At 72.6% G+C, this 22872-nt stretch carries 17 protein-coding genes, 1 tRNA gene and 1 pseudogene; 12 read left to right on the forward strand and 7 right to left on the reverse strand.

Translation table 11 applies throughout. The annotated features are described in order from the left end of the window. Nucleotides 1-57: 57 nt before the first annotated feature. Entirely contained in the window at nucleotides 58-1548 is a 1491-nt protein-coding gene (gene rpsA, locus KCH_RS09640) for a 30S ribosomal protein S1 (protein ID WP_035861395.1), read from the reverse strand. 418 nt (nucleotides 1549-1966) lie between these two features. Here rpsA and KCH_RS09645 point away from each other — a divergent pair, with 418 nt between their 5' ends. The 3 genes and pseudogenes from KCH_RS09645 to KCH_RS09655 all read left to right on the forward strand — a co-directional run bounded on the left by KCH_RS09645 (nucleotide 1967) and on the right by KCH_RS09655 (nucleotide 5640). After that, on the forward strand, nucleotides 1967-2890 hold the full coding sequence (locus tag KCH_RS09645; RefSeq protein ID WP_244305260.1) for a class I SAM-dependent methyltransferase: 924 nt from the start codon (nucleotides 1967-1969) through the stop codon (nucleotides 2888-2890). 2 nt (nucleotides 2891-2892) lie between these two features. After that, nucleotides 2893-5399: pseudogene (gene hrpB, locus KCH_RS09650) on the forward strand (ATP-dependent helicase HrpB). A gap of 43 nt (nucleotides 5400-5442) precedes the next feature. Next, the gene (locus KCH_RS09655) at nucleotides 5443-5640 is read left to right on the forward strand and encodes a hypothetical protein (protein ID WP_157031970.1); all 198 of its coding nucleotides are present in this window, start codon (nucleotides 5443-5445) and stop codon (nucleotides 5638-5640) included. Between the two features lie 158 nt (nucleotides 5641-5798). Here KCH_RS09655 and KCH_RS09660 read toward each other — a convergent pair whose 3' ends face one another. Then, complete coding sequence (locus KCH_RS09660) at nucleotides 5799-6407, reverse strand: GNAT family N-acetyltransferase (RefSeq protein ID WP_035861401.1); 609 nt, start codon at nucleotides 6405-6407, stop codon at nucleotides 5799-5801. A gap of 88 nt (nucleotides 6408-6495) precedes the next feature. Next, a complete protein-coding gene (gene polA, locus KCH_RS09665; RefSeq protein WP_425268891.1) occupies nucleotides 6496-9177 on the reverse strand; it encodes a DNA polymerase I in 2682 nt (893 codons plus the stop codon). A 200-nt stretch (nucleotides 9178-9377) separates the two neighbouring features. Between polA and KCH_RS09670 the strand changes: the two genes are divergently transcribed. From KCH_RS09670 to KCH_RS09700, 7 genes are all read left to right on the forward strand, one after another. Further along, nucleotides 9378-9830 (forward strand): PaaI family thioesterase, encoded by a 453-nt coding sequence (locus KCH_RS09670; RefSeq protein WP_035861407.1) that lies wholly within the window; start codon nucleotides 9378-9380, stop codon nucleotides 9828-9830. A gap of 87 nt (nucleotides 9831-9917) precedes the next feature. Continuing rightward, nucleotides 9918-10430 (forward strand): hypothetical protein, encoded by a 513-nt coding sequence (locus KCH_RS37115; RefSeq protein WP_051652926.1) that lies wholly within the window; start codon nucleotides 9918-9920, stop codon nucleotides 10428-10430. Between the two features lie 444 nt (nucleotides 10431-10874). Further along, on the forward strand, nucleotides 10875-12107 hold the full coding sequence (locus KCH_RS09680; protein ID WP_035861410.1) for a branched-chain amino acid ABC transporter substrate-binding protein: 1233 nt from the start codon (nucleotides 10875-10877) through the stop codon (nucleotides 12105-12107). Nucleotides 12108-12192: 85 nt separating this feature from the next. Then, nucleotides 12193-13122, forward strand: a complete 930-nt coding sequence (locus KCH_RS09685) for a branched-chain amino acid ABC transporter permease (protein WP_035861413.1) — start codon at nucleotides 12193-12195, stop codon at nucleotides 13120-13122. A gap of 5 nt (nucleotides 13123-13127) precedes the next feature. Next, a complete protein-coding gene (locus KCH_RS09690) occupies nucleotides 13128-15074 on the forward strand; it encodes a branched-chain amino acid ABC transporter permease (protein WP_051653916.1) in 1947 nt (648 codons plus the stop codon). Between the two features lie 5 nt (nucleotides 15075-15079). Continuing rightward, nucleotides 15080-15916: an ABC transporter ATP-binding protein gene (locus KCH_RS09695; RefSeq protein WP_157031971.1), complete on the forward strand. Its 837-nt coding sequence runs from the start codon at nucleotides 15080-15082 to the stop codon at nucleotides 15914-15916. Continuing rightward, nucleotides 15913-16629 (forward strand): ABC transporter ATP-binding protein, encoded by a 717-nt coding sequence (locus tag KCH_RS09700; RefSeq protein WP_035861418.1) that lies wholly within the window; start codon nucleotides 15913-15915, stop codon nucleotides 16627-16629. The genes KCH_RS09695 and KCH_RS09700 overlap by 4 nt, the downstream gene beginning before the upstream one ends. Before the next feature lie 74 nt (nucleotides 16630-16703). Here KCH_RS09700 and KCH_RS09705 read toward each other — a convergent pair whose 3' ends face one another. Continuing rightward, entirely contained in the window at nucleotides 16704-17387 is a 684-nt protein-coding gene (locus tag KCH_RS09705; protein ID WP_051652928.1) for an ANTAR domain-containing response regulator, read from the reverse strand. A gap of 68 nt (nucleotides 17388-17455) precedes the next feature. Between KCH_RS09705 and KCH_RS09710 the strand changes: the two genes are divergently transcribed. Then, nucleotides 17456-17529 (forward strand) — tRNA-Leu (locus tag KCH_RS09710). 89 nt (nucleotides 17530-17618) lie between these two features. Here the strand turns inward: KCH_RS09710 and KCH_RS09715 are convergent. Next, nucleotides 17619-18413: a hypothetical protein gene (locus KCH_RS09715; RefSeq protein ID WP_035861425.1), complete on the reverse strand. Its 795-nt coding sequence runs from the start codon at nucleotides 18411-18413 to the stop codon at nucleotides 17619-17621. Nucleotides 18414-18778: 365 nt separating this feature from the next. After that, complete coding sequence (locus KCH_RS45960) at nucleotides 18779-20098, reverse strand: helix-turn-helix transcriptional regulator (RefSeq protein WP_035861431.1); 1320 nt, start codon at nucleotides 20096-20098, stop codon at nucleotides 18779-18781. Between the two features lie 149 nt (nucleotides 20099-20247). On the opposite strand from KCH_RS45960, the gene KCH_RS09730 reads away from it, so the two are divergent. Further along, nucleotides 20248-21174: an NADP-dependent oxidoreductase gene (locus tag KCH_RS09730; protein WP_035861434.1), complete on the forward strand. Its 927-nt coding sequence runs from the start codon at nucleotides 20248-20250 to the stop codon at nucleotides 21172-21174. Nucleotides 21175-21225: 51 nt separating this feature from the next. On the opposite strand, the gene pyk is transcribed toward KCH_RS09730, so the two are convergent. Continuing rightward, nucleotides 21226-22653 carry a pyruvate kinase gene (gene pyk, locus KCH_RS09735; protein WP_035861438.1) on the reverse strand — a complete coding sequence of 476 codons (1428 nt, stop codon included), beginning with the start codon at nucleotides 22651-22653 and terminating at the stop codon, nucleotides 21226-21228. Nucleotides 22654-22872: the final 219 nt, after the last annotated feature.

Below are 22872 nucleotides of genomic sequence, written 5' to 3' on the forward strand. Positions count from 1 at the left end.
TGCCTGGGCAGGGGGTTCCTGTGTGCGTCAGCTATTCAGCAGCCGAAGCGCAGAGCTTCAGCTCTGGCCGCCGGCCAGCTTCTCGCGGAGCGCGGCCAGGGCCTCGTCCGAGGCGAGCGCGCCGGAGCCCTCGTCGCTGCTGGAGGAGTACGAGCCGCCACCGGAAACCGGGGCCTCCTCGCCGGCCTCGGCGGCAGCAGCCGCGTCCGCCTCGCGGGACTTGATGACCTGGGCCTGGTGCTGCTCGAAGCGGGCCTGGGCCTCGGCGTACTGCCGCTCCCACTCCTCGCGCTGCTTCTCGAAGCCGGGCAGCCAGTCGTTCGCCTCGGGGTCGAAGCCCTCCGGGTAGATGTAGTTGCCCTGGTCGTCGTACGAGGCAGCCATGCCGTACAGGGTCGGGTCGAACTCGACCGACGCCGGGTCGGCACCGAGGGACTCGTTGGCCTGCTTCAGCGAGAGGCTGATGCGACGACGCTCGAGGTCGATGTCGATGACCTTGACGAAGATCTCGTCGCCGACCTGGACGACCTGCTCCGGGATCTCGACGTGGCGCTCGGCCAGCTCGGAGATGTGGACCAGGCCCTCGATGCCCTCGTCCACGCGGACGAACGCACCGAACGGAACCAGCTTGGTGACCTTACCCGGCACGACCTGCGAGATCTGGTGCGTACGGGCGAACTGCTGCCACGGGTCCTCCTGGGTCGCCTTCAGCGACAGGGAGACGCGCTCGCGGTCCATGTCCACGTCGAGAACCTCGACGGTGACCTCCTGGCCGACCTCGACAACCTCGTTCGGGTGGTCGATGTGCTTCCAGGACAGCTCGGAGACGTGCACCAGACCGTCGACGCCGCCGAGGTCCACGAACGCACCGAAGTTGACGATCGAGGAGACGACGCCGGAGCGGACCTGGCCCTTCTGCAGGGTGGTGAGGAAGGTCTGGCGGACCTCGCTCTGGGTCTGCTCGAGCCAGGCACGGCGGGACAGGACCACGTTGTTGCGGTTCTTGTCCAGCTCGATGATCTTCGCCTCGAGCTCCTTGCCCACGTAGGGCTGGAGGTCGCGGACGCGACGCATCTCGACCAGCGAGGCCGGGAGGAAGCCGCGGAGGCCGATGTCGAGGATGAGACCACCCTTGACGACCTCGATGACGGTACCGGTGACGATGCCGTCCTCTTCCTTGATCTTCTCGATCGTGCCCCAGGCGCGCTCGTACTGGGCGCGCTTCTTGGACAGGATCAGGCGACCCTCCTTGTCCTCCTTCTGGAGAACCAGGGCCTCGATGTTGTCGCCGACGGCAACAACCTCGTGGGGGTCGACGTCGTGCTTGATCGAGAGCTCACGGGACGGGATGACACCCTCGGTCTTGTAACCGATGTCGAGGAGCACCTCGTCACGGTCGACCTTCACGATGACGCCCTCAACGATGTCGCCGTCGTTGAAGTACTTGATGGTCTCGTCGATCGCGGCGAGGAACGCGTCCGCGTCGCCGATGTCGTTGACCGCAACCTGCGGGGTGGTGCTGACAGAGGTGTCGGTGGGGCTCGTCATTAGGAAAAGGGCTCCGGTACGGACATGAAGTCGTAGTAATGCCACGCGGAGGGCCCTGATCGCTCCCACCGAAAGCCGTACAGGCCAGAAAACGGCCATCGAAACGATTCCAGCGATCGGAATCCCGATGTCCGTCTGACGACCGTGGGGTCTTCGACAGATGCGAGCGCGACCTGCTCCGTCCGAGGCGCGCAGGCCCGCAGCGCAACTTGTAGCATACGGGGACACCCGGGCACGGTCAACGCCGAAGTCGGCGAGACCGGTAGAGGCCGGGACGGATCAGGCCATATCCTCCGAAGGCGCACCTCGCGGCGGCTCGAACACCGGCCCTACCCCGGATGCCACGGCCCGACCCGGTTCCGTACGGGAGTACGGGACCGGCTCCGCGGCAGCGGCGCTTCCGCATTCGACAGCCTACGTGACGGATTCCATGACCCACTCCACCACCCCCGGTCCCGACGAGCCCCGCGACTACGACCCGGCCGGGTACGACGTCCCGAGCGCCTACCACAGCGACGCCGACGAGGACGACGACGGCGACGAGGCACTGCGGCGGGAGGCAGGCGAGCAGGAGTCCAGCCGGGCCAGCCGGCACTGGTGGGACCGGAACGCCGACGACTACCAGGACGAGCACGGCCAGTTCCTCGGCGACGACCGGTTCACCTGGTGCCCGGAGGGCGTGGACGAGGCCGAGGTGCGGCTGCTCGGCGACCCGGCGGCGCTGAGGGGCGCGGACGTGCTGGAGGTCGGCTCGGGTGCCGCCCAGTGCTCGCGCTGGCTGGCGGCGCAGGGCGCCCGGCCGGTGGCGCTGGACATCTCGTACCGGCAGCTGCAGCACTCGCGGCGGATCGACCTGGGCCGCGGCCTGGAGCCGGTCGCGGTGGTGCAGGCGGACGGCGCGGTGCTGCCGTTCGCGGACGGCTCCTTCGACCACGCCTGCTCGGCGTACGGCGCGGTGCCGTTCAGCGCGGACACCGCGCGGCTGATGAGCGAGGTGCACCGGGTGCTGCGGCCGGGCGGCCGGTGGGTGTTCTCGGTCACCCACCCGATCCGCTGGGCGTTCCCGGACGAGCCCGGCGAGGAGGGCCTGACGGCGTCCTCCTCGTACTTCGACCGCACCCCGTACGTCGAGCAGGACGAGCAGGGCGTGGCGACCTACGTCGAGCACCACCGGACGCTGGGCGACCGGGTGCGGGAGCTGGTCGGGGCCGGGTTCACGCTGCTCGACCTGATCGAGCCGGAGTGGCCCGAGCACCTGGAGCAGGAGTGGGGCGGCTGGAGCCCGCTGCGCGGCCGGCACATCCCCGGGACGGCGATCTTCGTCGCCCGCCGGGACGGCTGACGGTGCGCACCGGGGGGCTCGAACTGCCGGTCCGCACCGCGCTGGGCCCGCTCGCGGCGGCGCTGGAGGAGCACGGCACGGCCGTGCTGTCGGCGCCGCCCGGCACCGGCAAGACCACCCTGGTGCCGCTCGCCCTGGCCGGGCTGCTGGACCCTTCGCCGGCCCCGGCCCGCCGCGCCGGGTGCTGGTCGCCGAGCCGCGCCGGCTGGCGGTGCGGGCGGCGGCCCGGCGGATGGCCTGGATGCTGGACGAGCCGGTCGGCGGCACGGTCGGCTTCACGGTGCGCGGCGAGCGCCGGGTCGGCCCGGACACCCGGGTCGAGGTGGTCACCACCGGCGTGCTGCTGCAGCGCCTGCAGCGCGACCCCGAGCTGCCGGGCGTGGACACGGTGGTCCTCGACGAGTGCCACGAGCGGCACCTGGACGCGGACACCGCGCTGGCCTTCCTGCTGGACGTCCGGGCCGCGCTCCGCCCCGAGCTGCGGCTGCTGCTGGCCTCGGCCACCGCCGACACCGACGCCTGGGCCGAACTGCTGGGCGGCGCGCCGGTGGTGGCCGCCGAGGGCGTCTCGCACCCGGTCGAGGCGGTGTGGGCGCCGCCGCCGGTGGCGGTCCGGCCGCCGCACGGGACGCGGGTCGACCCGGCGCTGCTGGAGCACGTCGCGGCGACGGTCCGCCGGGCGCTCGCCGAACGGGACGGCGACGTGCTGTGCTTCCTGCCCGGCGTCGGCGAGATCGCCCGGGTGGCCGGGCAGTTGGACGGCGTCGAGGTGCTGCAGCTGCACGGGCAGGCGCCGCAGGCCGTGCAGGACGCGGCGCTGACGGCGGGCCGGCGGCGGCGGGTGGTGCTGAGCACCTCGGTCGCCGAGTCCTCGCTGACGGTGCCGGGCGTGCGGGTGGTGGTCGACTCCGGGCTGACCCGGGAGCCGCGCACCGACCACGCCCGCGGCCTGTCCGGGCTGGTCACCGTCCGCACCTCGCTGGCCGCGGCCCGGCAGCGCGCCGGCCGGGCCGGGCGCGAGGCCCCCGGCACCGTGTACCGGTGCTGGGCGCAGGCGGAGGACGCCCGCGCCGCCCGCTTCCCGACCCCCGAGATCGCGCTCGCCGACCTGACCTCCTTCGCCCTCCAGGCCGCCTGCTGGGGCGACCCGGACGCCGCCGGCCTGACCCTGCCCGACCCGCCGCCCGCCGGGGCGCTGGCCGCCGCCCGCGCCACCCTGCGCGCGCTGGACGCGGTGGACGCCGACGGCCGCCCCACCGGGCGCGGCCGGGCGATCGCCCGCACCGGCCTGCACCCCCGGCTGGCCCGCGCGCTGCTCGACGGCGCCGCCGCGGTCGGCCCGCGGCGCGCCGCCGAACTCGTCGCGCTGCTCTCCGAGGAGCCGCCGCGCGCCCTCGGCGACGACCTCGCGCAGATCTGGCGCACCGTCAGGCAGGGCAGCGACCCGTACGCGCGCCGCTGGAAGGAGGAGGTGCGCCGGCTGGAGCGCGCCGTGGAGCAGCCGGGCGGCGGCGGGCTGCCGGACGCGGCCGCCGCCGGGCTGGTGGTCGGGCTGGCGTACCCGGAGCGGATCGCCCGGGCGCGGGACGGCGGGGACGGCGCGTACCTGATGGCGTCCGGGACGGCGGCCCGACTGCAGGGCGGGTCGCGGCTGCCGGCCGGCGGGTGGCTGGCGATCGCGGTGGCCGACCGGCCCGCCGGGTCGCCGTCGGCGCGGGTGCTGCGGGCGGTCGCGGTCGACGAGGCGACGGCCCGGCGGGCGGCCGCGCCGCTGCTGGACGGGCGGGAGGAGGTCGGCTGGTCGGCCCGGCAGCGGGAGGTGACGGCCCGTCGGGTGGAGACCCTCGGCGCGATCGAGCTGGCTGCGGCGCCGCTGGCCGCGCCGGATCCGGTGCTGGTGCGCGAGGCGCTGCTGACCGGCCTCGAACGGGAGGGCGTCTCGGCGCTGTTGAGCTGGCCGCCGGCCGCGGCGGGGCTGCGCGAGCGGCTGGCGTTCCTGCACCGCACCCTCGGCGGGGTGTGGCCGGACGTCGGCGACGCGGCGTTGCTGGCGGCCGCCGAGGAGTGGCTGGAGCCGGAGCTCTCCCGGGCCCGCCGCCGGGCCGACCTGGAACGGATCGACACCGCGGCCGCGTTGCAGCGGCTGCTGCCCTGGGCGGGCGGGCAGGCGGGCCGGCTGGAGGAGCTGGCCCCCGAGCGGATCACGGTGCCGAGCGGCAGCCGGATCCGGGTCGACTACTCCGGCGACCGGCCGGTCCTCGCCGTGAAGCTCCAGGAGCTGTTCGGCTGGGACGCAGCCCCGGCGCTCGCCGACGGCCGCGCCCCGCTCACCGTCCACCTGCTGTCCCCCGCCGGCCGGCCGGCCGCCGTCACCGGCGACCTGGCCGCGTTCTGGCGCGAGGGCTACCGCGCCGTCCGCGCCGACCTGCGCGGCCGCTACCCCCGCCACCCCTGGCCGGAGGATCCGACCACGGCGGAGCCCACCCGCCGCGCGAATCCGCGCAAGTGACGCCGCGTCGGCTCAGCGGCGCCGGGTCGGGGTGGGCGTCCGGGTGATCCGCCTCGGCGTGCTGCGGTCGGTGTCGGGGTGCGTCGCCGCCGGGGTGGTCCGCGGCGTGGCGGGAGCGGTGGTGGTCCTCGTCTCCTCGGCGGTCCGGGTCGGCGACGGGGTGGGCGAGACCTCGGCGGACGGCGACCAGGTGGACGTGGGCGCGGCGCCCGGCACCGCCGGGTTCGCGGGGGCGACCTGACGGGGCACCGGCTGCCGGGCGGGGGCCGGTCGGCCGCGCAGGCCGTGCCCCCGGCCGCCAGCGCGGCTGCCGCCAGCACGATCGCCGCTCTCGTTCTCCCGCCCCGTGGCACCGTCATCGTTCCGCTCCCCCTCGCACGTCGAACCGGCGTGCGGAGCCTACTGGTCGCCGAGGCCCGGCCACTCGTCGGCGAGGGCCGCCATGTCGATGTCGTCGATCCACCGGTCGTCGTACCGGAGGACCTGCCGGCGGACGCCCTCGACCTTGAACCCGGCCTTCTCGTAGGCGCGTTGGCCGCGGCCGTTGAAGGCGTAGACGCCCAGCGAGACCCGGTTCAGGCCGATGGCGCGGAGGGCGTGGTCGGTGGCCATCCGGACGGCCTCGGTGCCGAAGCCGCGGTCGCGGCCGTCGGGGCCGATGCAGATGCGCAGGTTGCAGGAGCGGTTGGGCTCGTCCCACTCGTTCAGGACGACCTCGCCGACGCCGCGGCCGGTGGCCTTGTCGACGATGATCAGGTCGAGCCGGTCGGTCTGCTCGTTGCGGGTGGAGTACCAGTCGACGACGCGCTTCTCCATCGCCTCGTCCCACTCGGGCGCGACCGGCGTGTACACGGGCGAGGTGTACCGGAGCACGTCCGGGTCCTGGAGCATGACCCGCAGCCACGGCAGGTCCTCCTCCGGCTTGACGGGGCGGAGGACGATCCGCTCCCCCTCCAGGGTCGGCTTGTCGGCGAACGTGGCGGTGGCAGCGGCGGGTTGGTCGGTCATCCGGCCAGTCTCCGAGCCCCGGGCGGACGCCTGCAAACGATTTTGCGGACGCCGCCCGGGGGCGCGGAGGGCTCAGTGCGCGGAGGGCTCAGTGCGCGGCGGCCTCCCAGTCGGCGCCGACGCCGACCGAGACGTCGAGCGGGGCGCGCAGCGGGTAGGCGCCGGCCATCTGCTCGCGGACCAGGGCCTCGACCTGCTCGCGCTCGCCGGGGGCGACTTCGAGGACGATTTCGTCGTGGACCTGGAGCAGCATCCGGCTGCCGAGGCCGGCCGCGCGGAGGGCCTCGTCGACCCGCAGCATGGCGATCTTGACGATGTCGGCGGCGGAGCCCTGGATGGGGGCGTTGAGGGCCATCCGCTCGGCCATCTCGCGGCGCTGCCGGTTGTCGCTGGTGAGGTCGGGCAGGTAGCGGCGGCGGCCGAGCAGCGTCTCGGTGTAGCCGACGGCACGGGCCTCCTCGACCACGTTGTGCAGGTAGTCGCGGACGCCGCCGAAGCGCTCGAAGTAGGTGTCCATCAGGCCCTGGGCCTCGGCGGGCTTGATGCCGAGCTGCTGGGACAGGCCGTACGCGGACAGGCCGTAGGCGAGGCCGTACGACATGGCCTTGATCTTGCGGCGCATCTCGGCGTCGACCGCGTCGGGGGCGACCGAGAAGACCTGGGAGGCGACGGTGGTGTGCAGGTCCTCGCCGGAGGCGAAGGCCTCGATGAGGGCGGCGTCCTCGGACAAGTGCGCCATGATGCGCAGTTCGATCTGCGAGTAGTCGGCGGTGAGCAGCGTCTCGTAGCCCTCGCCGACCACGAAGGCGCGGCGGATGGCGCGGCCCTCCTCGGTGCGGACCGGGATGTTCTGCAGGTTCGGGTCCTGCGAGGAGAGGCGGCCGGTGGCGGCGACCATCTGGTTGAAGGTGGTGTGGATGCGGCCCTGCGGGGAGACCGTCTTGAGCAGGCCCTCGACGGTGGTGCGCAGCTTGGCCTGGTCGCGGTGGCGGAGCAGGATGACCGGCAGTTCGTTGTCGGTCTGGGTGGCGAGCCAGGTGAGGGCGTCGGCGTCGGTGGTGTAACCGGTCTTGATCTTCTTGGTCTTGGGCAGGCCGAGGTCGCCGAACAGGACCTCCTGGAGCTGCTTGGGCGAGCCGAGGTTGAACTCGCGGCCGGCGGCGGCGTGCGCCTCCTCGACGCAGCGCTGGATCTCGGCGGCGAACTGCGCCTCCAGGCCCTGCAGCCAGGCGCGGTCGGCGGCGATGCCGTAGCGCTCCATGCGGGCGAGGAGTTCGGCGATCGGCAGTTCCATGTCGTGGAAGAGCTGCACGGCGCCGACCTCGGCGAGCCGGGTGTCGAAGAGTTCGGCGAGGTCGTGGACGGCGCGGGCCTCGGTCATCAGGGCCTGGGCGCCGGCGCTGGGGTCGGGCTCGTCGGCGTCGAAGCTGAGCTGGCCGGTCTCGGCCTGGGCGGCGGGGGCGAGCGAGCGGGCCAGGTACTCCTCGGCGAGGACGTCGAGGGTGAAGGCGCGGCGGCCGGGCTTCTCCAGGTAGGCGGCGAGGGCGGTGTCGGCGGTGACGCCGGCGAACTGCCAGCCCTGCTCGGCGAAGGCGCGCATGACCTGCTTGGCGATGTGCAGGGCCTTGGGGCGCTTGGGGTCGGCGAGCCAGGCGGTGAACGCCCGGTCGTCGTCCTCCTCCAGGGCGGCGGGGTCGAACCAGGCGGCGGCGGTGCCGGTGGCGAGCGCGACCTGCTTGACCTGGCCGGCGCCGAGGGCCCACTCGTAGTCGGCGGCGAGGGCGGTGCGGGCGCCGTCGGCGGTGTGCTCCTCCAGCCAGGCGGTGAGCGCGCCGGGGACGGTCAGCAGGTCGCCCTCGACGGCGGGGCCGGTGGGGATCTCGGCGGCGGCGGTCTCGGCGCCGGCCGGGTCGATGCCCTGCACCCGGTCGCGGAAGTTGGGGTTGCGGAACTCCAACGCCTCCATGATCCGGGCGATTTCCTCCCGGTCGAACGGTGCGCGCTCCAACTGGGGGACGGTGAGCGGGAGTTCGACGTCCCGGACGAGCTCGGTGAGGATCCGGTTGCGCTTGACGGAGTCCAGGTGCTCGCGGAGCTTCTCGCCGATCTTGCCCTTGACCTCGTCGGCCCGGTTCACCAACTCCTCGAAGGAGCCGAACTGGTTGACCCACTTGGCGGCGGTCTTCTCGCCGACGCCGGGGATGCCGGGCAGGTTGTCGGACGGGTCGCCGCGCAGCGCCGCGAGGTCCGGGTACTGGTCGGGGCGGACGCCGTACTTCTCGGCGACCTTCTCGGGGGTGTAGCGGGTGAGCTCGGAGACGCCCTTGGTCGGGTAGAGCACGGTGACGTGCTCGTTGACCAGTTGGAGGGAGTCCCGGTCGCCGGTGACGATGAGCACCTCGTAGCCCTCGGCGACGGCCGCGGTGGCGAGGGTGGCGATGATGTCGTCGGCCTCGAAGTTCTCGGCGGTGAGCCGCGGGATCCGCATGGCGTCGAGGAGTTCGCCGATCAGCGGGATCTGGCTGCGGAACTCGTCGGGGGTCTTGGCGCGGTTGGCCTTGTACTCGGGGAACTCGGTGGCGCGGAAGGTCTGCCGGGAGAGGTCGAAGGCGACCGCGAGGTGGGTGGGCGCTTCGTCCCGGACGGTGTTGACCAGCATCGAGGTGAAGCCGTAGACCGCGTTGGTGTGCTGGCCGGTGGTGGTGGAGAAGTTCTCCACCGGCAGGGCGAAGAAGGCCCGGTAGGCCATCGAATGCCCGTCGAGGAGCATCAGCCGGGGCCGTTCGGCCGCGCTCTTACCTGCACCCTGTGTCGCCACGTCACGTCCCGTTCCTGCCGGATTGCACTGCCTCCCCGATCCTAGGGCCCGGGGACGACATCTCCCGGCGCGGCGCGGGCCTCCTCCCTACTGGCGGGTAGACAGTCGTACGATCGACCCGCCCAACGAAGTGAACCCCGAACAGGAGCACCATGACCGACTCGGCGCCCGTACTGAACGTGCCCCAGGACGTGCTGGACCACTTCGCGAAGCTGGGGGTGAGCCCGTCGACCTTCTCGGGCGGGCACCTGGGCGAGAAGCTGGGCATCACCATCGTGGAGGCCTCCCCGGACCGGGTGGTGGGCACCATGCCGGTGGAGGGCAACCAGCAGCCGTACGGGCTGCTGCACGGCGGGGCGTCGGCCGCGCTGGCGGAGACCCTGGGGTCGATCGGCGCGATGCTGCACGCCGGCCCGGGCCGCTACGCGGTCGGCGTGGACCTGAACGCCACTCACCACCGTTCGGCCACTTCGGGCCTGGTGACGGGCGTGGCGACGGCGGTGTTCAAGGGCCGTACCGCGGCGACCTACGAGATCGCCGTGACGGACGACACCGGCCGCCGGATCACCAGCTGCCGGCTGACCTGCATGCTGCGCGACCTGTAACGGCGAACACCCCCAACTCCCCGCGCGCCCCCTGGGTTTGGCCGCGCCCCGGCAGGGGCAGTCTCGGCTGGACGAGGGGGCGCCGCCATGTCCGCAGAGCGCGAACGGCCGGGCGAGCCAGGGGAGTTCCTCGGCCCGGTGGAGCCGGGCGAGGGCACCTGGACGAAGCTCAGGCTGTACGCCGAGGAGCCGCCGCGACTGCTGAGTGGGCGCCAGAAAGCGCTGGCAGTCGCGGCGTTGCTGGCGTTGGCACTGTTCCTGACGGCCCGTCACGCGATCGAGCGCACCGAGGCCGCGGCCAACTCGCCGCCCTCGCAGCCCGTCCAGCCCTTCCCCTCGCAGTCCACCCGGTTCGCGTACGGCGGCCCGCTGCCGGTCGGGCAGGACTCGTTCGCGCTGTCGCTGACGGTGTACAACAACGGCCCGGGGCCGGTGGACGTGCTGGGGGTGAGCCAGGGGTACCGCGGCCTGTCGGTGGTGGTGGCGGGCTGGCTGCCGCAGACGGTGCCGGCGGGGCGGACGATCTCGTTACGGGTGGGCCTGAAGGTGACGGACTGCTCGGCGGCCCGGCGGACGCCGGGCTGCCCTTTCTCGATGTAACGCTGCGTAACACGCGCGCCATGGAGACGGCGAGCCAGATTCTGGGCGACTCGTATGCCCGCGACCTTTCGGCGGCACTGCATTCGACCTGCGACATTCCCGATAATCGGACACCTGCGACCAGCCCGACATCGTCGGACAAACCTGTCCGATAAGCGGAGTTGCCAAGCGTGACCAGGGAGTTGGGAACCTCAACCATCCACTCTTCGGGACGGAGCCCGGAATTCCGGGCTCCACCTGGGGTTTTCGACCATGTACTGAGATCAACTTCCAGCGTGGTCATAACAAGAGAATCACAGCCTGACCTCCCCCTCTGCCCGAGCCGCCGCGCCCGGTCTAGAGTCACGCCCAGTCACCGGCTGTCCGATTTTCGGGCTCGGTCGACGCGTTCCGGCACCGCCAGCCCTGTGCGCGTGTCTTCCGTCCAGAAGGAGACCCCCAGTCGTGCGAAAGAGCTCACTGCTTGTCGTGACCATTGCAGTTACCGGAGCGCTCACCCTCTCGGCCTGTGGCTCGCGCGGCGCCAAGTCCGGCTCGGACAACGCGGGCGGCGGCACCACCAAGGTGGTCATCGGCGTGGACGCCCCGCTCAGCGGCAAGCTGTCCGCGCTGGGCCTCGGCATCAAGAACTCCGCGGACCTCGCCGCCAAGAAGGCCAACAAGGACAAGCTCGTCCCCGGCGTCACCTTCTCCGTGGAGGCCAAGGACGACCAGGCCAACCCGACCTCCGGCAAGCAGAACGCCACCGCCCTGGTCGACATGAAGGACGTCGTCGGCGTGGTCGGCCCGCTGAACTCCAGCGTCTCGCAGACCATGCAGAAGGTCTTCAACGACGGCAAGCTGACCCAGGTCTCCCCCGCCAACACCAGCCCCGAGCTGTCCCTCGGCCCGGACTGGGGCAGCAGCAAGTTCACCCGCCAGTACGCCACCTACTTCCGCACCGCCACCACCGACGTGGTGCAGGGCAAGTTCGCCGCCCAGTACCTGTTCAACGAGGCGAAGAAGACCAAGGTCTACGTCATCGACGACAAGAAGACCTACGGCGCGGGCCTGGCGGCCATCTTCCAGGACGAGTTCAAGAAGCTCGGCGGCACCGTGGTCGGCACCGACCACATCAACCCCGACGACAAGGACTTCTCCGCGGTCGCCACCAAGGTCGCCTCCTCCGGCGCCGACTCGGTGTACTACGGCGGCGAGTACCCGGAGGGCGGCCCGCTCACCGACCAGATCAAGAAGGCCGGCGCGAAGGTCCCGCTGTTCGGCGGCGACGGCATCTACGACCCCGAGTTCATCAAGCTCTCCAACAACAACAGCGAGGGCGACCTGGCCACCTCGGTCGGCGCCCCGGTGGACGAGCTGGACTCCGCCAAGACCTTCATCTCCGACTACAAGGCCGAGGGCTACAAGGAGCCGTACGCGGCCTACGGCGGCTACTCGTACGACGCCGCCTGGTCGATCATCGAGGCCGTCAAGGCCGCGGTGGAGCACAACGGCGGCAAGGTGCCCTCGGACCTCCGCGCCAAGGTGCTGGAGGAGATGGGCAAGGTGAAGTTCGCCGGCGTCACCGGCCAGGTCTCCTTCGACCAGTACGGCGACACCACCAACAAGCAGCTCACGGTCTACAGCGTCAAGGGCCCCGAGTGGAAGGCCGTCAAGAGCGGTACCTACACCGGCTGATCTCTCCCTGCACCAGCCGATGTCCGGCGGGGGGCGCCACGAGTGCCCCCCGCCTCCTCATACCCCCTATCCACGGAGGCCCGCGGTGCACGAACTGCCGCAAAACCTGGCCAACGGACTGATGCTCGGCCTGATGTACGGCCTGATCGCCATCGGGTACACGATGGTCTACGGCATCGTCCAGCTCATCAACTTCGCCCACGGCGAGATCTTCATGATCGGCGGCTTCGGGGCACTGACCGCCTACGCGGCCCTGCCGCACGGCACTTCCCTGTGGCTGGCACTGCCGGTCATGATCCTGGGCGGCGTGATCGCCTCCGTGCTCACCGCCACCGCGGCGGAACGGTTCGCCTACCGGCCGCTGCGCAACGCGCCCCGGCTGGCCCCGCTGATCACCGCGATCGGCCTGTCCATCGCGCTGCAGCAGGTGGTCTGGGCGTTCTACCCGGGCGCCAAGAAGGCCATCTCCTTCCCGCAGTTCGAGGGCGACACCGTCAGCCTCGGCCTGTTCCACCTGCAGCGCAACGACCTGTTCCTGCTGGCCGCCGCTCCGCTGTGCATGCTGATCCTGGCGTCGTTCGTGCGCTTCACCCGCACCGGCCGGGCCATGCAGGCAACCGCCCAGGACCCGGACACCGCGAAGCTGATGGGCATCAACACCGACCGGATCATCGTGGTCGCCTTCGCGCTGGGCGCGGCCTTCGCCGCCGTCGCGGCCGTGGCGCACGGCCTGAGGTACGGTCAGGTCGACTTCATGATGGGCTTCCTGGCCGGTCTGAAGGCCTTCACCGCCGCCGTCCTCGGCGGCATCGGCAACATCTACGGCGCGATGCTCGGCGGGCTGGTCCTCGGCGTCGCCGAATCGCTGGCCACCGCGTACATCCAGAACGTCCCCGGCATGCACCAGCTCGGCGGCGGCGCCTGGGCCAACGTGTGGGCGTTCGTCCTGCTGATCGTCGTGCTGCTGGTGAGGCCCCAGGGCCTGCTCGGCGAGCGCGTCGCGGATCGGGCGTGAGCACCATGACGACTGCCTCCCACGAGACGACTCCCGTCCTGCGGCTGCCCGCCGTCGCGGCCTTCGCCGCGACGCTGGCCGGCGGCGTGCTGGCCGCCGCCTCCGCGGCGATGTCCTGGACCTGGACCGACGAGTTCCCCGGCGACCTCACCTACTACGGCTCCCCGGCCGGCCTGCAGTGGCTGGCGCTGGCCGGCGGCCTGCTGACCGCGCTGCTGGCGCTGGGCGCCCGCGGCGTGAAGGGCCTGCGCTGGCTGAGCCCGTCCGGCGGCAACAACGGCGTGCTGTTCGCCGCCCTCGGCACCCTCGCGGTGTGCTGGTACTCGGTGGCCGCGATCGCCGTCGAGCTCGACGGCCTGGTCAACCTCGACCCGGGCGGCTGGGTCGCCGCGGTCGGCTCGCTGCTCGCCGTCGTCGGCGCGCTCGGCCTGCCGCTGGACCGCCGACGCACCGTCAAGCAGCCCCCCGTGGCCTGGTGGTGGTACCTGGTGGCGGCCGTCGCGGCGGTGCTGCGGGTCGGCCTCGGCCAGGGCTGGGCGCTGAACGCGGTGCCGCCCGGCATCCGGCCGATCTTCACCGAGAACCTGTGGTTCTTCGTCGCGGTGCCGGTCGCGGTCCTCGGCTTCCGGCTCTGGCTGCTGCTGGACGCCTGGCTGCGGATCGGCCGGATCGAGCGGCCGCTGCCGGCCGCCCGCGCGCTGCCGTCCTGGGCGGAGATCCTGGTGATCACCGCGGTGTTCGCGCTCGGCCTGGGCGTGGTCGAGTTCGGCATCTCCACCGAGTACGGCGAGCTGTTCATCGCCTTCCTGCTGCTGACCGTCTTCGCCACCGCGGCGCTGCTGGCCAGCGGCGCGATCGCCCGGCTGCGCGAGCTGACGACCCGTCACCGCTCGGTGACCACCGGCGCGGCGTTCGCCGCCGCGGGCGCGTTCCCGTTCACCCAGAGCAGCGAGACCTACGTGCTGATCGGGGCGAACATCCTGATCTTCGCCACGGTGGCACTCGGCCTGAACGTGGTGGTCGGCCTGGCCGGCCTGCTGGACCTCGGCTACGTGGCCTTCCTCGGCGTCGGCGCGTACGCCGCGGCGCTGGTCTCCGGCTCGCCGTTCTCGGTGTTCCGCGGCGTGCACCTGCCGTTCCCGGTCGCGGTGCTGATCGGCGCGCTGGCCGCGCTGGTGTTCGGCGTGGTGATCGGCGCCCCGACGCTGCGGCTGCGCGGCGACTACCTGGCGATCGTCACGCTCGGCTTCGGTGAGATCTTCCGGATCGCCATGAACAACCTGGACGGCCGCTCCGGCCCGAGCCTGACCAACGGCCCGAACGGCATCGCCGCGATCCCGGACGTCAACCTGTTCGGCTTCGACTTCGGCCAGCCGCACGAGTTCCTCGGGCTGCAGCTCGGCAAGTTCGGCAACTACCTGCTGCTGATGCTGGTGGCCACCGCGATCGTCGTGGTGGTGTTCGGCCGAGTCGCCAACTCCCGGATCGGCCGCGCCTGGGTGGCGATCCGCGAGGACGAGACGGCGGCCGAGGCGATGGGCATCAACGGCTTCCGGGTGAAGCTGATCGCCTTCGCGCTGGGCGCCACGCTGGCCGGCCTGGCCGGCGCGGTGCAGGCGCACGTGGCCGGCGCGGTCTCGCCCGACCAGTACCTGTTCGCCGGGCCGGTCCCGCCGAACTCGGCGTTCCTGCTGGCCGCGGTGATCCTCGGCGGCATGGGCACCATCAGCGGCCCGCTGGTCGGTGCGGCCCTGCTGTTCCTGATCCCGGCGAAGCTGCAGTTCCTGCAGTCCTACCAGCTGCTGGCGTTCGGCGTGGCGCTGATCCTGCTGATGCGCTTCCGCCCGGAGGGCCTGATCGCCAACCGCCGGCAGCAGCTGGAGTTCCACGAGGCCGAGCTGCCCGCGCAGGGCGCCTCGCCCGACGACGCACTCACCAAGGCAGGGGCGTGACCGCCATGACCACCGACACCGCCCCCGTCGGCGGGGCGTCCGCGCCGCTCGCCGAACCCGTGCTGGAAGCCTCCGGCGTGGTGATGCGCTTCGGCGGCCTGACCGCCGTCAACAAGGTCGACCTGACCGTCCGTCAGGGCGAGATCGTCGGTCTGATCGGCCCGAACGGCGCCGGCAAGACCACCTTCTTCAACTGCCTGACCGGGCTGTACGTCCCGACCGAGGGCACCGTCACGTACAAGGGCCGGGTGCTGCCGCCCAGGCCGCACCTGGTCACCGAGGCCGGCATCGCCCGGACCTTCCAGAACATCCGGCTGTTCTCCAACATGACGGTGCTGGAGAACGTCCTGGTCGGACGGCACACCCGCACCAAGGAGGGCCTGTTCTCGGCGATCCTGCGCGGGCCGTCCTACCGGCGCGCGGAGCAGGAGAGCCGCGACCGGGCGATGGAGCTGCTGGAGTTCTGCGGCCTGGCCGCGAAGGCCGAGCACCTGGCCCGCAACCTGCCCTACGGCGAGCAGCGCAAGCTGGAGATCGCCCGGGCGCTGGCCTCCGAGCCGGGCCTGCTGCTGCTCGACGAGCCGACCGCGGGCATGAACCCGCAGGAGACCCGGGCCGCCGAGGAGCTGGTGTTCGCGATCCGGGACCTCGGGATCGCGATCCTGGTGATCGAGCACGACATGAAGTTCATCTTCAACCTGTGCGACCGCACCGCGGTGCTGGTGCAGGGACAGAAGATCGTCGAGGGCGACCGGGAGACCGTCCAGAACGACGAGCGGGTCGTCACGGCCTACCTGGGCGCCCCGCTCGAAGGAACCACCGCAACGGAGGCCGACCAGTGACCGCTCTGCTAGAGGTCGAGGACCTCCGCGTCGCCTACGGCAAGATCGAGGCCGTCAAGGGCATCAGCTTCACCGTCGAACAGGGCGAGGTCACCACCCTGATCGGCACCAACGGCGCGGGCAAGACCACCACCCTGCGCACGCTGTCCGGCCTGCTCCGGCCGATCGCGGGCCGGATCGTGTTCGAGGGCGAGCCGATCGACACGGTGCCCGCGCACCGGATCGTCGCGCTGGGCCTGGCCCACTCCCCCGAGGGCCGGCACATCTTCCCGCGGATGACCATCGAGGAGAACCTGCTGCTGGGCGCGTTCCTGCGGCGCGACCAGGCGGGCATCGCGGAGGACGTGGAGCGGGCCTGCACGCTGTTCCCGATCCTCGCCGAGCGCCGCAAGCAGGCGGCCGGCACGCTGTCCGGCGGCGAGCAGCAGATGCTGGCGATGGGCCGGGCGCTGATGTCCCGCCCGAAGCTGCTGATGCTGGACGAGCCCTCGATGGGCCTGTCGCCGCTGATGATGCAGAAGATCATGGCGACCATCGTGGAGCTGCGCGCCGCCGGCACCACCATCCTGCTGGTCGAGCAGAACGCGCAGGCCGCGCTCTCGCTCTCGGACCGGGCGTACGTGATGACCACCGGCGAGATCACCCTCTCCGGCACCGGCGAGGAGCTGCTGCGCGACGACACCGTGCGCCGCGCCTACCTCGGCGAGGACTGACCCGCGGTCCGCACGTGCGAGTGCCCCGCCTCCCGGTCCGGGAGGCGGGGCACTCGCACGTCGGCGACGGGCCGTCAGCCCTCGGCGGCCTCGGCCTTCTTGCGGTCCTGGGCGGCGCCCTCCTCGATCACGGCCTCGGCGACGGCGGCCATGGTCATCCGGCGGTCCATCGAGGTCTTCTGGATCCAGCGGAACGCGGCGGGCTCGTTCAGCCCGAACTTGGTCTGCAGCACGCTCTTCGCGCGGTCGACCAGCTTGCGGGTCTCCAGGCGCTGCGAGAGGTCCGCGATCTCCTGTTCGAGGGTGCGCATCTCGGTGTACCGGGAGACGGCCATCTCGATCGCCGGCACCAGGTCGCTCTTGCTGAACGGCTTGACGATGTAGGCCATCGCCCCGGCGTCGCGGGCCCGGTCGACCAGCTCGCGCTGGGAGAAGGCGGTGAGCATCAGCACCGGGGCGAGGTGCTGCTCGTGGATCCGCTCGGCGGCGGAGAGGCCGTCCAGGACCGGCATCTTGACGTCCAGGATCGCCAGGTCGGGCTTGAGCTCCTCGACCAGTCGCAGGGCCGTCGCGCCGTCACCGGCCTCACCGACGACGGTGTAGCCCTCCTCCTCCAGCATCTCCTTGAGATCGAGGCGGATCAGTGCCTCGTCCTCGGCGATGACGATTCGGGTGATCTGGGGCGAGTCGGTGTCAAGCGGCTGGGGCTGCTCGTCGGGGGTGCTCACGGGGCTCCTCGGTCCGGCGGGGTGCTGCATGCACGAGCCTACCCAGACACGGTATGTTTGGTTCACCACGGTGGGGGGTTTGACCTTCGAACCGCTGGGCCCCGATAGCCCAATCGGCAGAGGCAACGGTCTCAAACACCGTCCGGTGTGGGTTCGAATCCCACTCGGGGCACTTTCTCTTCGATTCCAAGGTCACCGGCCTTGGGTGCGCGCCGCCGCGGTGACGATCACCACGGCGGCGCCGCTGTTTCCGGGGGCGGCTCAGGACAGCGGGCCGCTGCCGGCCAGGCCGCTCGCGGTCAGCTCGACCGCGCCCGCGGGGTTCGGGGCGTCGGTGACCGAGAAGGTGTAGTCGCCGTCGGTGGCGCCGCCGAACACGAACCAGGCCGCCTGGTCCTGGCGCAGCGGCCGGTCCGGGTAGATCGCCTCGATCGGGGCGGCGGTCGGGCCGACCTCCTGGCCGTTCGGCAGCTTCAGCCGCAGCGCGGTGCCGTCCACCGCCATGCCGGCCGGGCCGACGGCGCCCTTCAGGTCGAACACCACCAGCACCGCGCGCTGCCCCGGCCTGAGCGTGGTGATGCCGTTGCCGTCGCCGAAGTCGGCGCGCAGCTGGGCCGACTTGAGGTCCAGGGTGAGCCGGCCCGAGGTGAGGCTCGTGCCGGAGAGCTTCAGGTCGACGGGCTTCAGGCTGACCGCGGCCCGGCCGCCCTGCCCGAGCGGGACGACGCCCTGCGCGGTGCCGGCCCCGCCGAGCACCAGGGAGGCGCCGTCGAAGGTGAAGGGGTGGCCCTGGTCCGCGTAGCCGCGGAAGGTGATCGGCAGCGGGTTGCTCGCGCCGGGGACGGGCGGCACGGCGTTGCCCGGGTCGCCGGCGGTGGGGGTGCCGGCGAGGTCGACGGCCAGCTCGGGCCAGTTGTGGATCGCGGTGGCGGTGAAGGTGTTGGTGACGGTGGTGTCCAGCGCGAGCGTGTACTCGCCGCCCTGGCCGGGCGTGAAGGTGGCGCTCTTCACGTCGAACCGGAGACCGCCCCACCAGGCGCTGCGGCCGATCTGCACGGTCTTCGCGGCCTGCGCCCGCCGCTCGCGGCCGGGGCGGCCGGGGCGCCGCTGCCGGCCGGGGTGGCGCCGGGTGCGGCGACGGTGGGCCTGTCGTCCTGGCAGGCGGTGGCGCCGGCGGCGATCAGGACGGCGGCGGCGAGCGCGGCGGCGGCTCTGACGGAACGTCCGGACGGTTGTGCGGGGCTGCTGTTCACGGGGGTTCCCTCCCTCGGCGCCGCCGCGGGTGCGGGGCGCGTCGCCCGGGTGGTACCCGGGCCCGGCGGCGGCGATCCCGGCCGTGACAGGGCCGGGACCGAACCGCGCCGGGATGGTGAAATCCCCATCCCGACAAGGAAGTTGACGAACGGTCGCAGGTGCCGGTCTCAGGACGCCAGGTGCAGCCCGGCGGGCAGTCCGGCCCGGTGGGCGAGGGCCGCGGCCTCACCGCGGGAGGCGACGCCGAGCTTGGCCAGGATGTTGGCGACGTGGAACTTCACGGTGGATTCGCTGATGTGCAGCGCGGCGGCGATGTCCCGGTTGCGGCGGCCCCGGGCGAGCTGGTCCAGCACCTCCCGCTCACGCGGCTGCAGCCCGTCCAGCGGGTCGCCGGCGGCCGCGGGCTCGGGCAGCGCGAGCGGCAGGTCGACGGTGACGGTGGTGCCCCAGCCGGGGACGGCCTCGACGGTGCTGCGCCCGCCGAGCGCGGCGATCCGCTCGGCGGTGCGGTGCACGCCCAGCGCGTCGGCGGCGAGCGCGCCGAGGCCGTCGCCGCGCACCACGGCGCGCAGTCGGGCGTCCGCGGTGAACTGCCAGCCGACGTGCAGCCGGGTGGGCTTCTCCTGGTCGAGCATCACCAGCACGGCGGCCCGGACGGCGTCCCGGGCGGTGTGCGCCAGGTCGGCGGGGACGGAGCGGGCGGCCTCGGCCGGGGGCGCGACGTCGAGGCGGACCCGGGTGTGGCGCAGCAGCGGGCGCAGGTCGCGGGCGAGGCGGGCGAACGCGGCGTCGGCGGGCTCCTCGCTGAGGGTGCGGTCCAGGTCGGCGGAGCGGCGCACGTCGAGCAGGGCGGTGACGGCGAGTTCGGTGGCGGCGCGGCGGGCGGCGGCGTCGTCCAGGTCGGCGGAGCGCAGCGGGGCGAGGATGGCGGTCAGCGCGGCGCTGTGGGCGCCACCGGACTTGGCGATCGCCCAGGCGCGGGCGTTGGCGGAGATCCGGGAGGCGACGGCCTGGGCGGGCGCGGCGTCGGTGGAGCGGTGCTCGGAGTGGGCGACCACCAGGTCCCACAGCTGCTGGAGGATCTCCGGGGCGCCGGCGGCGAGCGGTGCGGCGTCCGGCCGGACCAGCACCAGGACGGCGCCCTTGCCGCCGCCCGGGGTGGTGGTGACCACCACCACCGGCCGTTCCTCGCCCGCGAGTTCGGCCGTTCCCTGCCAGGGCCGGCCGGGGCCGGCCTCGGCCAGGGCGCGTTCGCCGAGCCGGGAGAGCAGCAGGCTGCCGAAGGCGTCGGCGAACTCGGGCGGCCCGACCACGTTCGCCGGGGAGTACGCGCAGACGCCGCTGAGCTGGGCGGCGGCCAGGTGCGGGACCAGCGGGTCGAGCACCTCGGAGAGCCGCGGCAGCAGGCCGGGCCGGGGTTCGCGCAGCACCTCGACGGCGCGTGCCAGGGCATCCTGCGGGCTGCCCCAGGGGGCGGTCTCGTCCATACCCGCCAGCCTAGTTGGACCCACTCGGGCGAGCCCTGGCTTTTCGGCCAGGTCGAACCGTCCGAAAGGCGGGCCGGGCGGCGGCTGCGCCGGGCACAGGATGGAGAACGTCGAAGCGCAGAACTCCCCTCGAACTCAAGGACGTTGCGATGACCAAGGCGATTGCCTTCAACCAGTACGGCGGCCCGGACGTGCTGGGCCCGATCGACCTCGACCTGCCCGAGCCCGGCCCGCGCCAGGTGCGGGTCGCGGTCCGCGCGGTGGGCGTCAACCCGCTGGACCACAAGGTGCGCAGCGGCGTGATGCAGGACTTCTTCCCGCTGGTGTTCCCGGCGGTGCCCGGCTACGAGGTGGCGGGCACCGTGGAGGCGGTCGGCGCGGAGGTGTCCGGCTTCGCGCCGGGCGACGCCGTGTTCGGCGCGGTGATGGGCGGCGGCTACGCCGAACACGCCCTGGTGGACGTCGAGTTGCTGGCCCACAAGCCGGCCGGGCTGAGCTGGGAGGAGGCCGCGGCGATCCCGACGGCGGCGGAGACCGCGGAGCGGGCGCTCGGCCTGCTCGGGGTGCGGCCGGGCGAGACGCTGCTGGTGCACGGTGCGGCGGGCGGGGTCGGCACGCTGCTGCTGCAGTTCGCCCGGGCGCGCGGGATCACCGTGGTCGGCACCGCGAGCGAGGGCAACCACGCGTACCTGCGGGAGCTGGGCGCGATCCCGGTGACGTACGGGGAGGGCCTGGCGGAGCGGGTGCGGGCGGCGGCCCCGGGCGGGGTGGACCGGGCGCTGGACGCCGCCGGGAAGGGCGAGGAGCTGGCGGTGTCGGTCGAACTGACCGGCAGCGCCGACCGGGTGCTGACCATCACCTCGCCGGTGGCGGGCGCGGAGCACGGGGTCCGCTTCACCGGCGGCTCGGAGGTCGAGCACTACCACCAGCGGGCGTTCGCGGCGGCGCTGGCGCTGCACGCGGACGGCTCGCTGGTGCTGCCGCTGCACCGGGTGCTGCCGCTGGCCGAGGCCGCCGAGGCGCACCGGATCAGCGAGCACGGGCACCTGCGCGGCAAGGTCGTCCTGACGGTGTGACAGCTGCCGGAGGGGGCCGCCCCGTCGGTGGGGAGGGGCGGCCCCGGGCGGTCAGTTGTCCAGTTCGCCGACGTGGTGGACGCGCACCAGGTTGGTGGAGCCTGCCAGGCCGGGCGGGGAGCCGGCGGTGATCACCACGATGTCGCCGCGCTTGCAGCGGCCCAGGCTCAGCAGTTGGGCGTCGACCTGGGCGACCATCTCGTCGGTGGTGGTGACGAACGGGCCGAGGAAGGTCTCCACGCCCCAGCTGAGCGCCAGCCGGCTGCGCACCGCGGGCTCGTAGGTGAACGCCAGCACCGGGATCGGCGAGCGGTAGCGGGTGAGCCGCTGCGCGGTGTCGCCGCTCTGGGTGAAGGCGATCAGGTACTTGGCGTGCAGGAAGTCTCCGATCTCGGCGGCGGCCCGGGCGACCGCGCCGCCCTGGGTGCGGGGCTTGTTCCCCTCGGTGAGCGGCGGCAGCCCGGCGGCCAGGATCTCCTCCTCGGCGGCGGCGACGATCCGGCTCATGGTCTTGACCGTCTCGACCGGGTACTTGCCGACCGAGGTCTCGCCGGACAGCATCACCGCGTCGGTGCCGTCGAACACGGCGTTGGCGACGTCGGACGCCTCGGCGCGGGTCGGCCGGGAGGCGTTGATCATCGAGTCCAGCATCTGGGTGGCGACGATCACCGGCTTGGCGTTGCGGCGGGCCAGCTTGACGGCCCGCTTCTGCACCAACGGCACGTCCTCCAGCGGGAGTTCGACGCCCAGGTCGCCTCGGGCGACCATCAGGCCGTCGAAGGCGTCCACGATGGAGTCGAGGTTGTCGACCGCCTGCGGCTTCTCGATCTTGGCGATGACCGGGATCCGGCGGCCCTCCTCGGCCATGATCCGGTGCACCTCCTCGACGTCCTTGCCGCTGCGCACGAACGACAGCGCGACGAGGTCGGCGCCGGTCCGCAGCGCCCAGCGCAGGTCTTCGACGTCCTTGTCGGAGAGCGCGGGCACGGAGACGGCGACTCCGGGCAGGTTGAGGCCCTTGTGGTCGGAGACCAGGCCTCCTTCGATGACGATGCAGTGGACCCGGGGGCCCTCGACGTGGGTGACCTCCAGGCAGACCCGGCCGTCGTCGACCAGGATCCGCTCGCCGCGCGACACGTCGGCGGCGAGGCCCGGGTAGGTGGTGCCGCAGATGTCCCGGTCGCCGGGGACGTCGTCGGTGGTGATGGTGAACTCGTCGCCGCGTTCCAGCAGGACGGGTCCGTCGGCGAAGGTGCCCAGCCGGATCTTCGGGCCCTGGAGGTCGGCGAGCACCCCGACGCTGCGGCCTGTCTCGTCCGAGGCCTTGCGGACCCGGTGGTAACGATCCTCGTGCTCCGCGTGGGAGCCGTGGCTGAGGTTCAGTCGGGCGATGTCCATACCGGCGTCGACCAGGGCTTTGATCTGGTCGTACGAGTCCGTGGCAGGCCCGAGGGTACAAACGATTTTTGCTCGGCGCATACCTCAGAAGCGTAGGCATTACCCAGCCGTAACAGAGCGCTTCCGGCCAGTCCTCCCATGGCAGTTGGCGAAAGATTTGATGAACGGACCGACACACTCGGAGCGATGCGGTACGGGGTGAGCTGGGCGGCTTCCGGTTGACGCACGGGTGTGCGGGCGGCCGGGGCGGCGTCACGGGAGAGTTGCCCAGATCTCACCTGTTGGACAGCTCCCGGGGCT

The sequence above is a fragment of the Kitasatospora cheerisanensis KCTC 2395 genome (assembly GCF_000696185.1).
Lineage (GTDB): Bacteria > Actinomycetota > Actinomycetes > Streptomycetales > Streptomycetaceae > Kitasatospora > Kitasatospora cheerisanensis.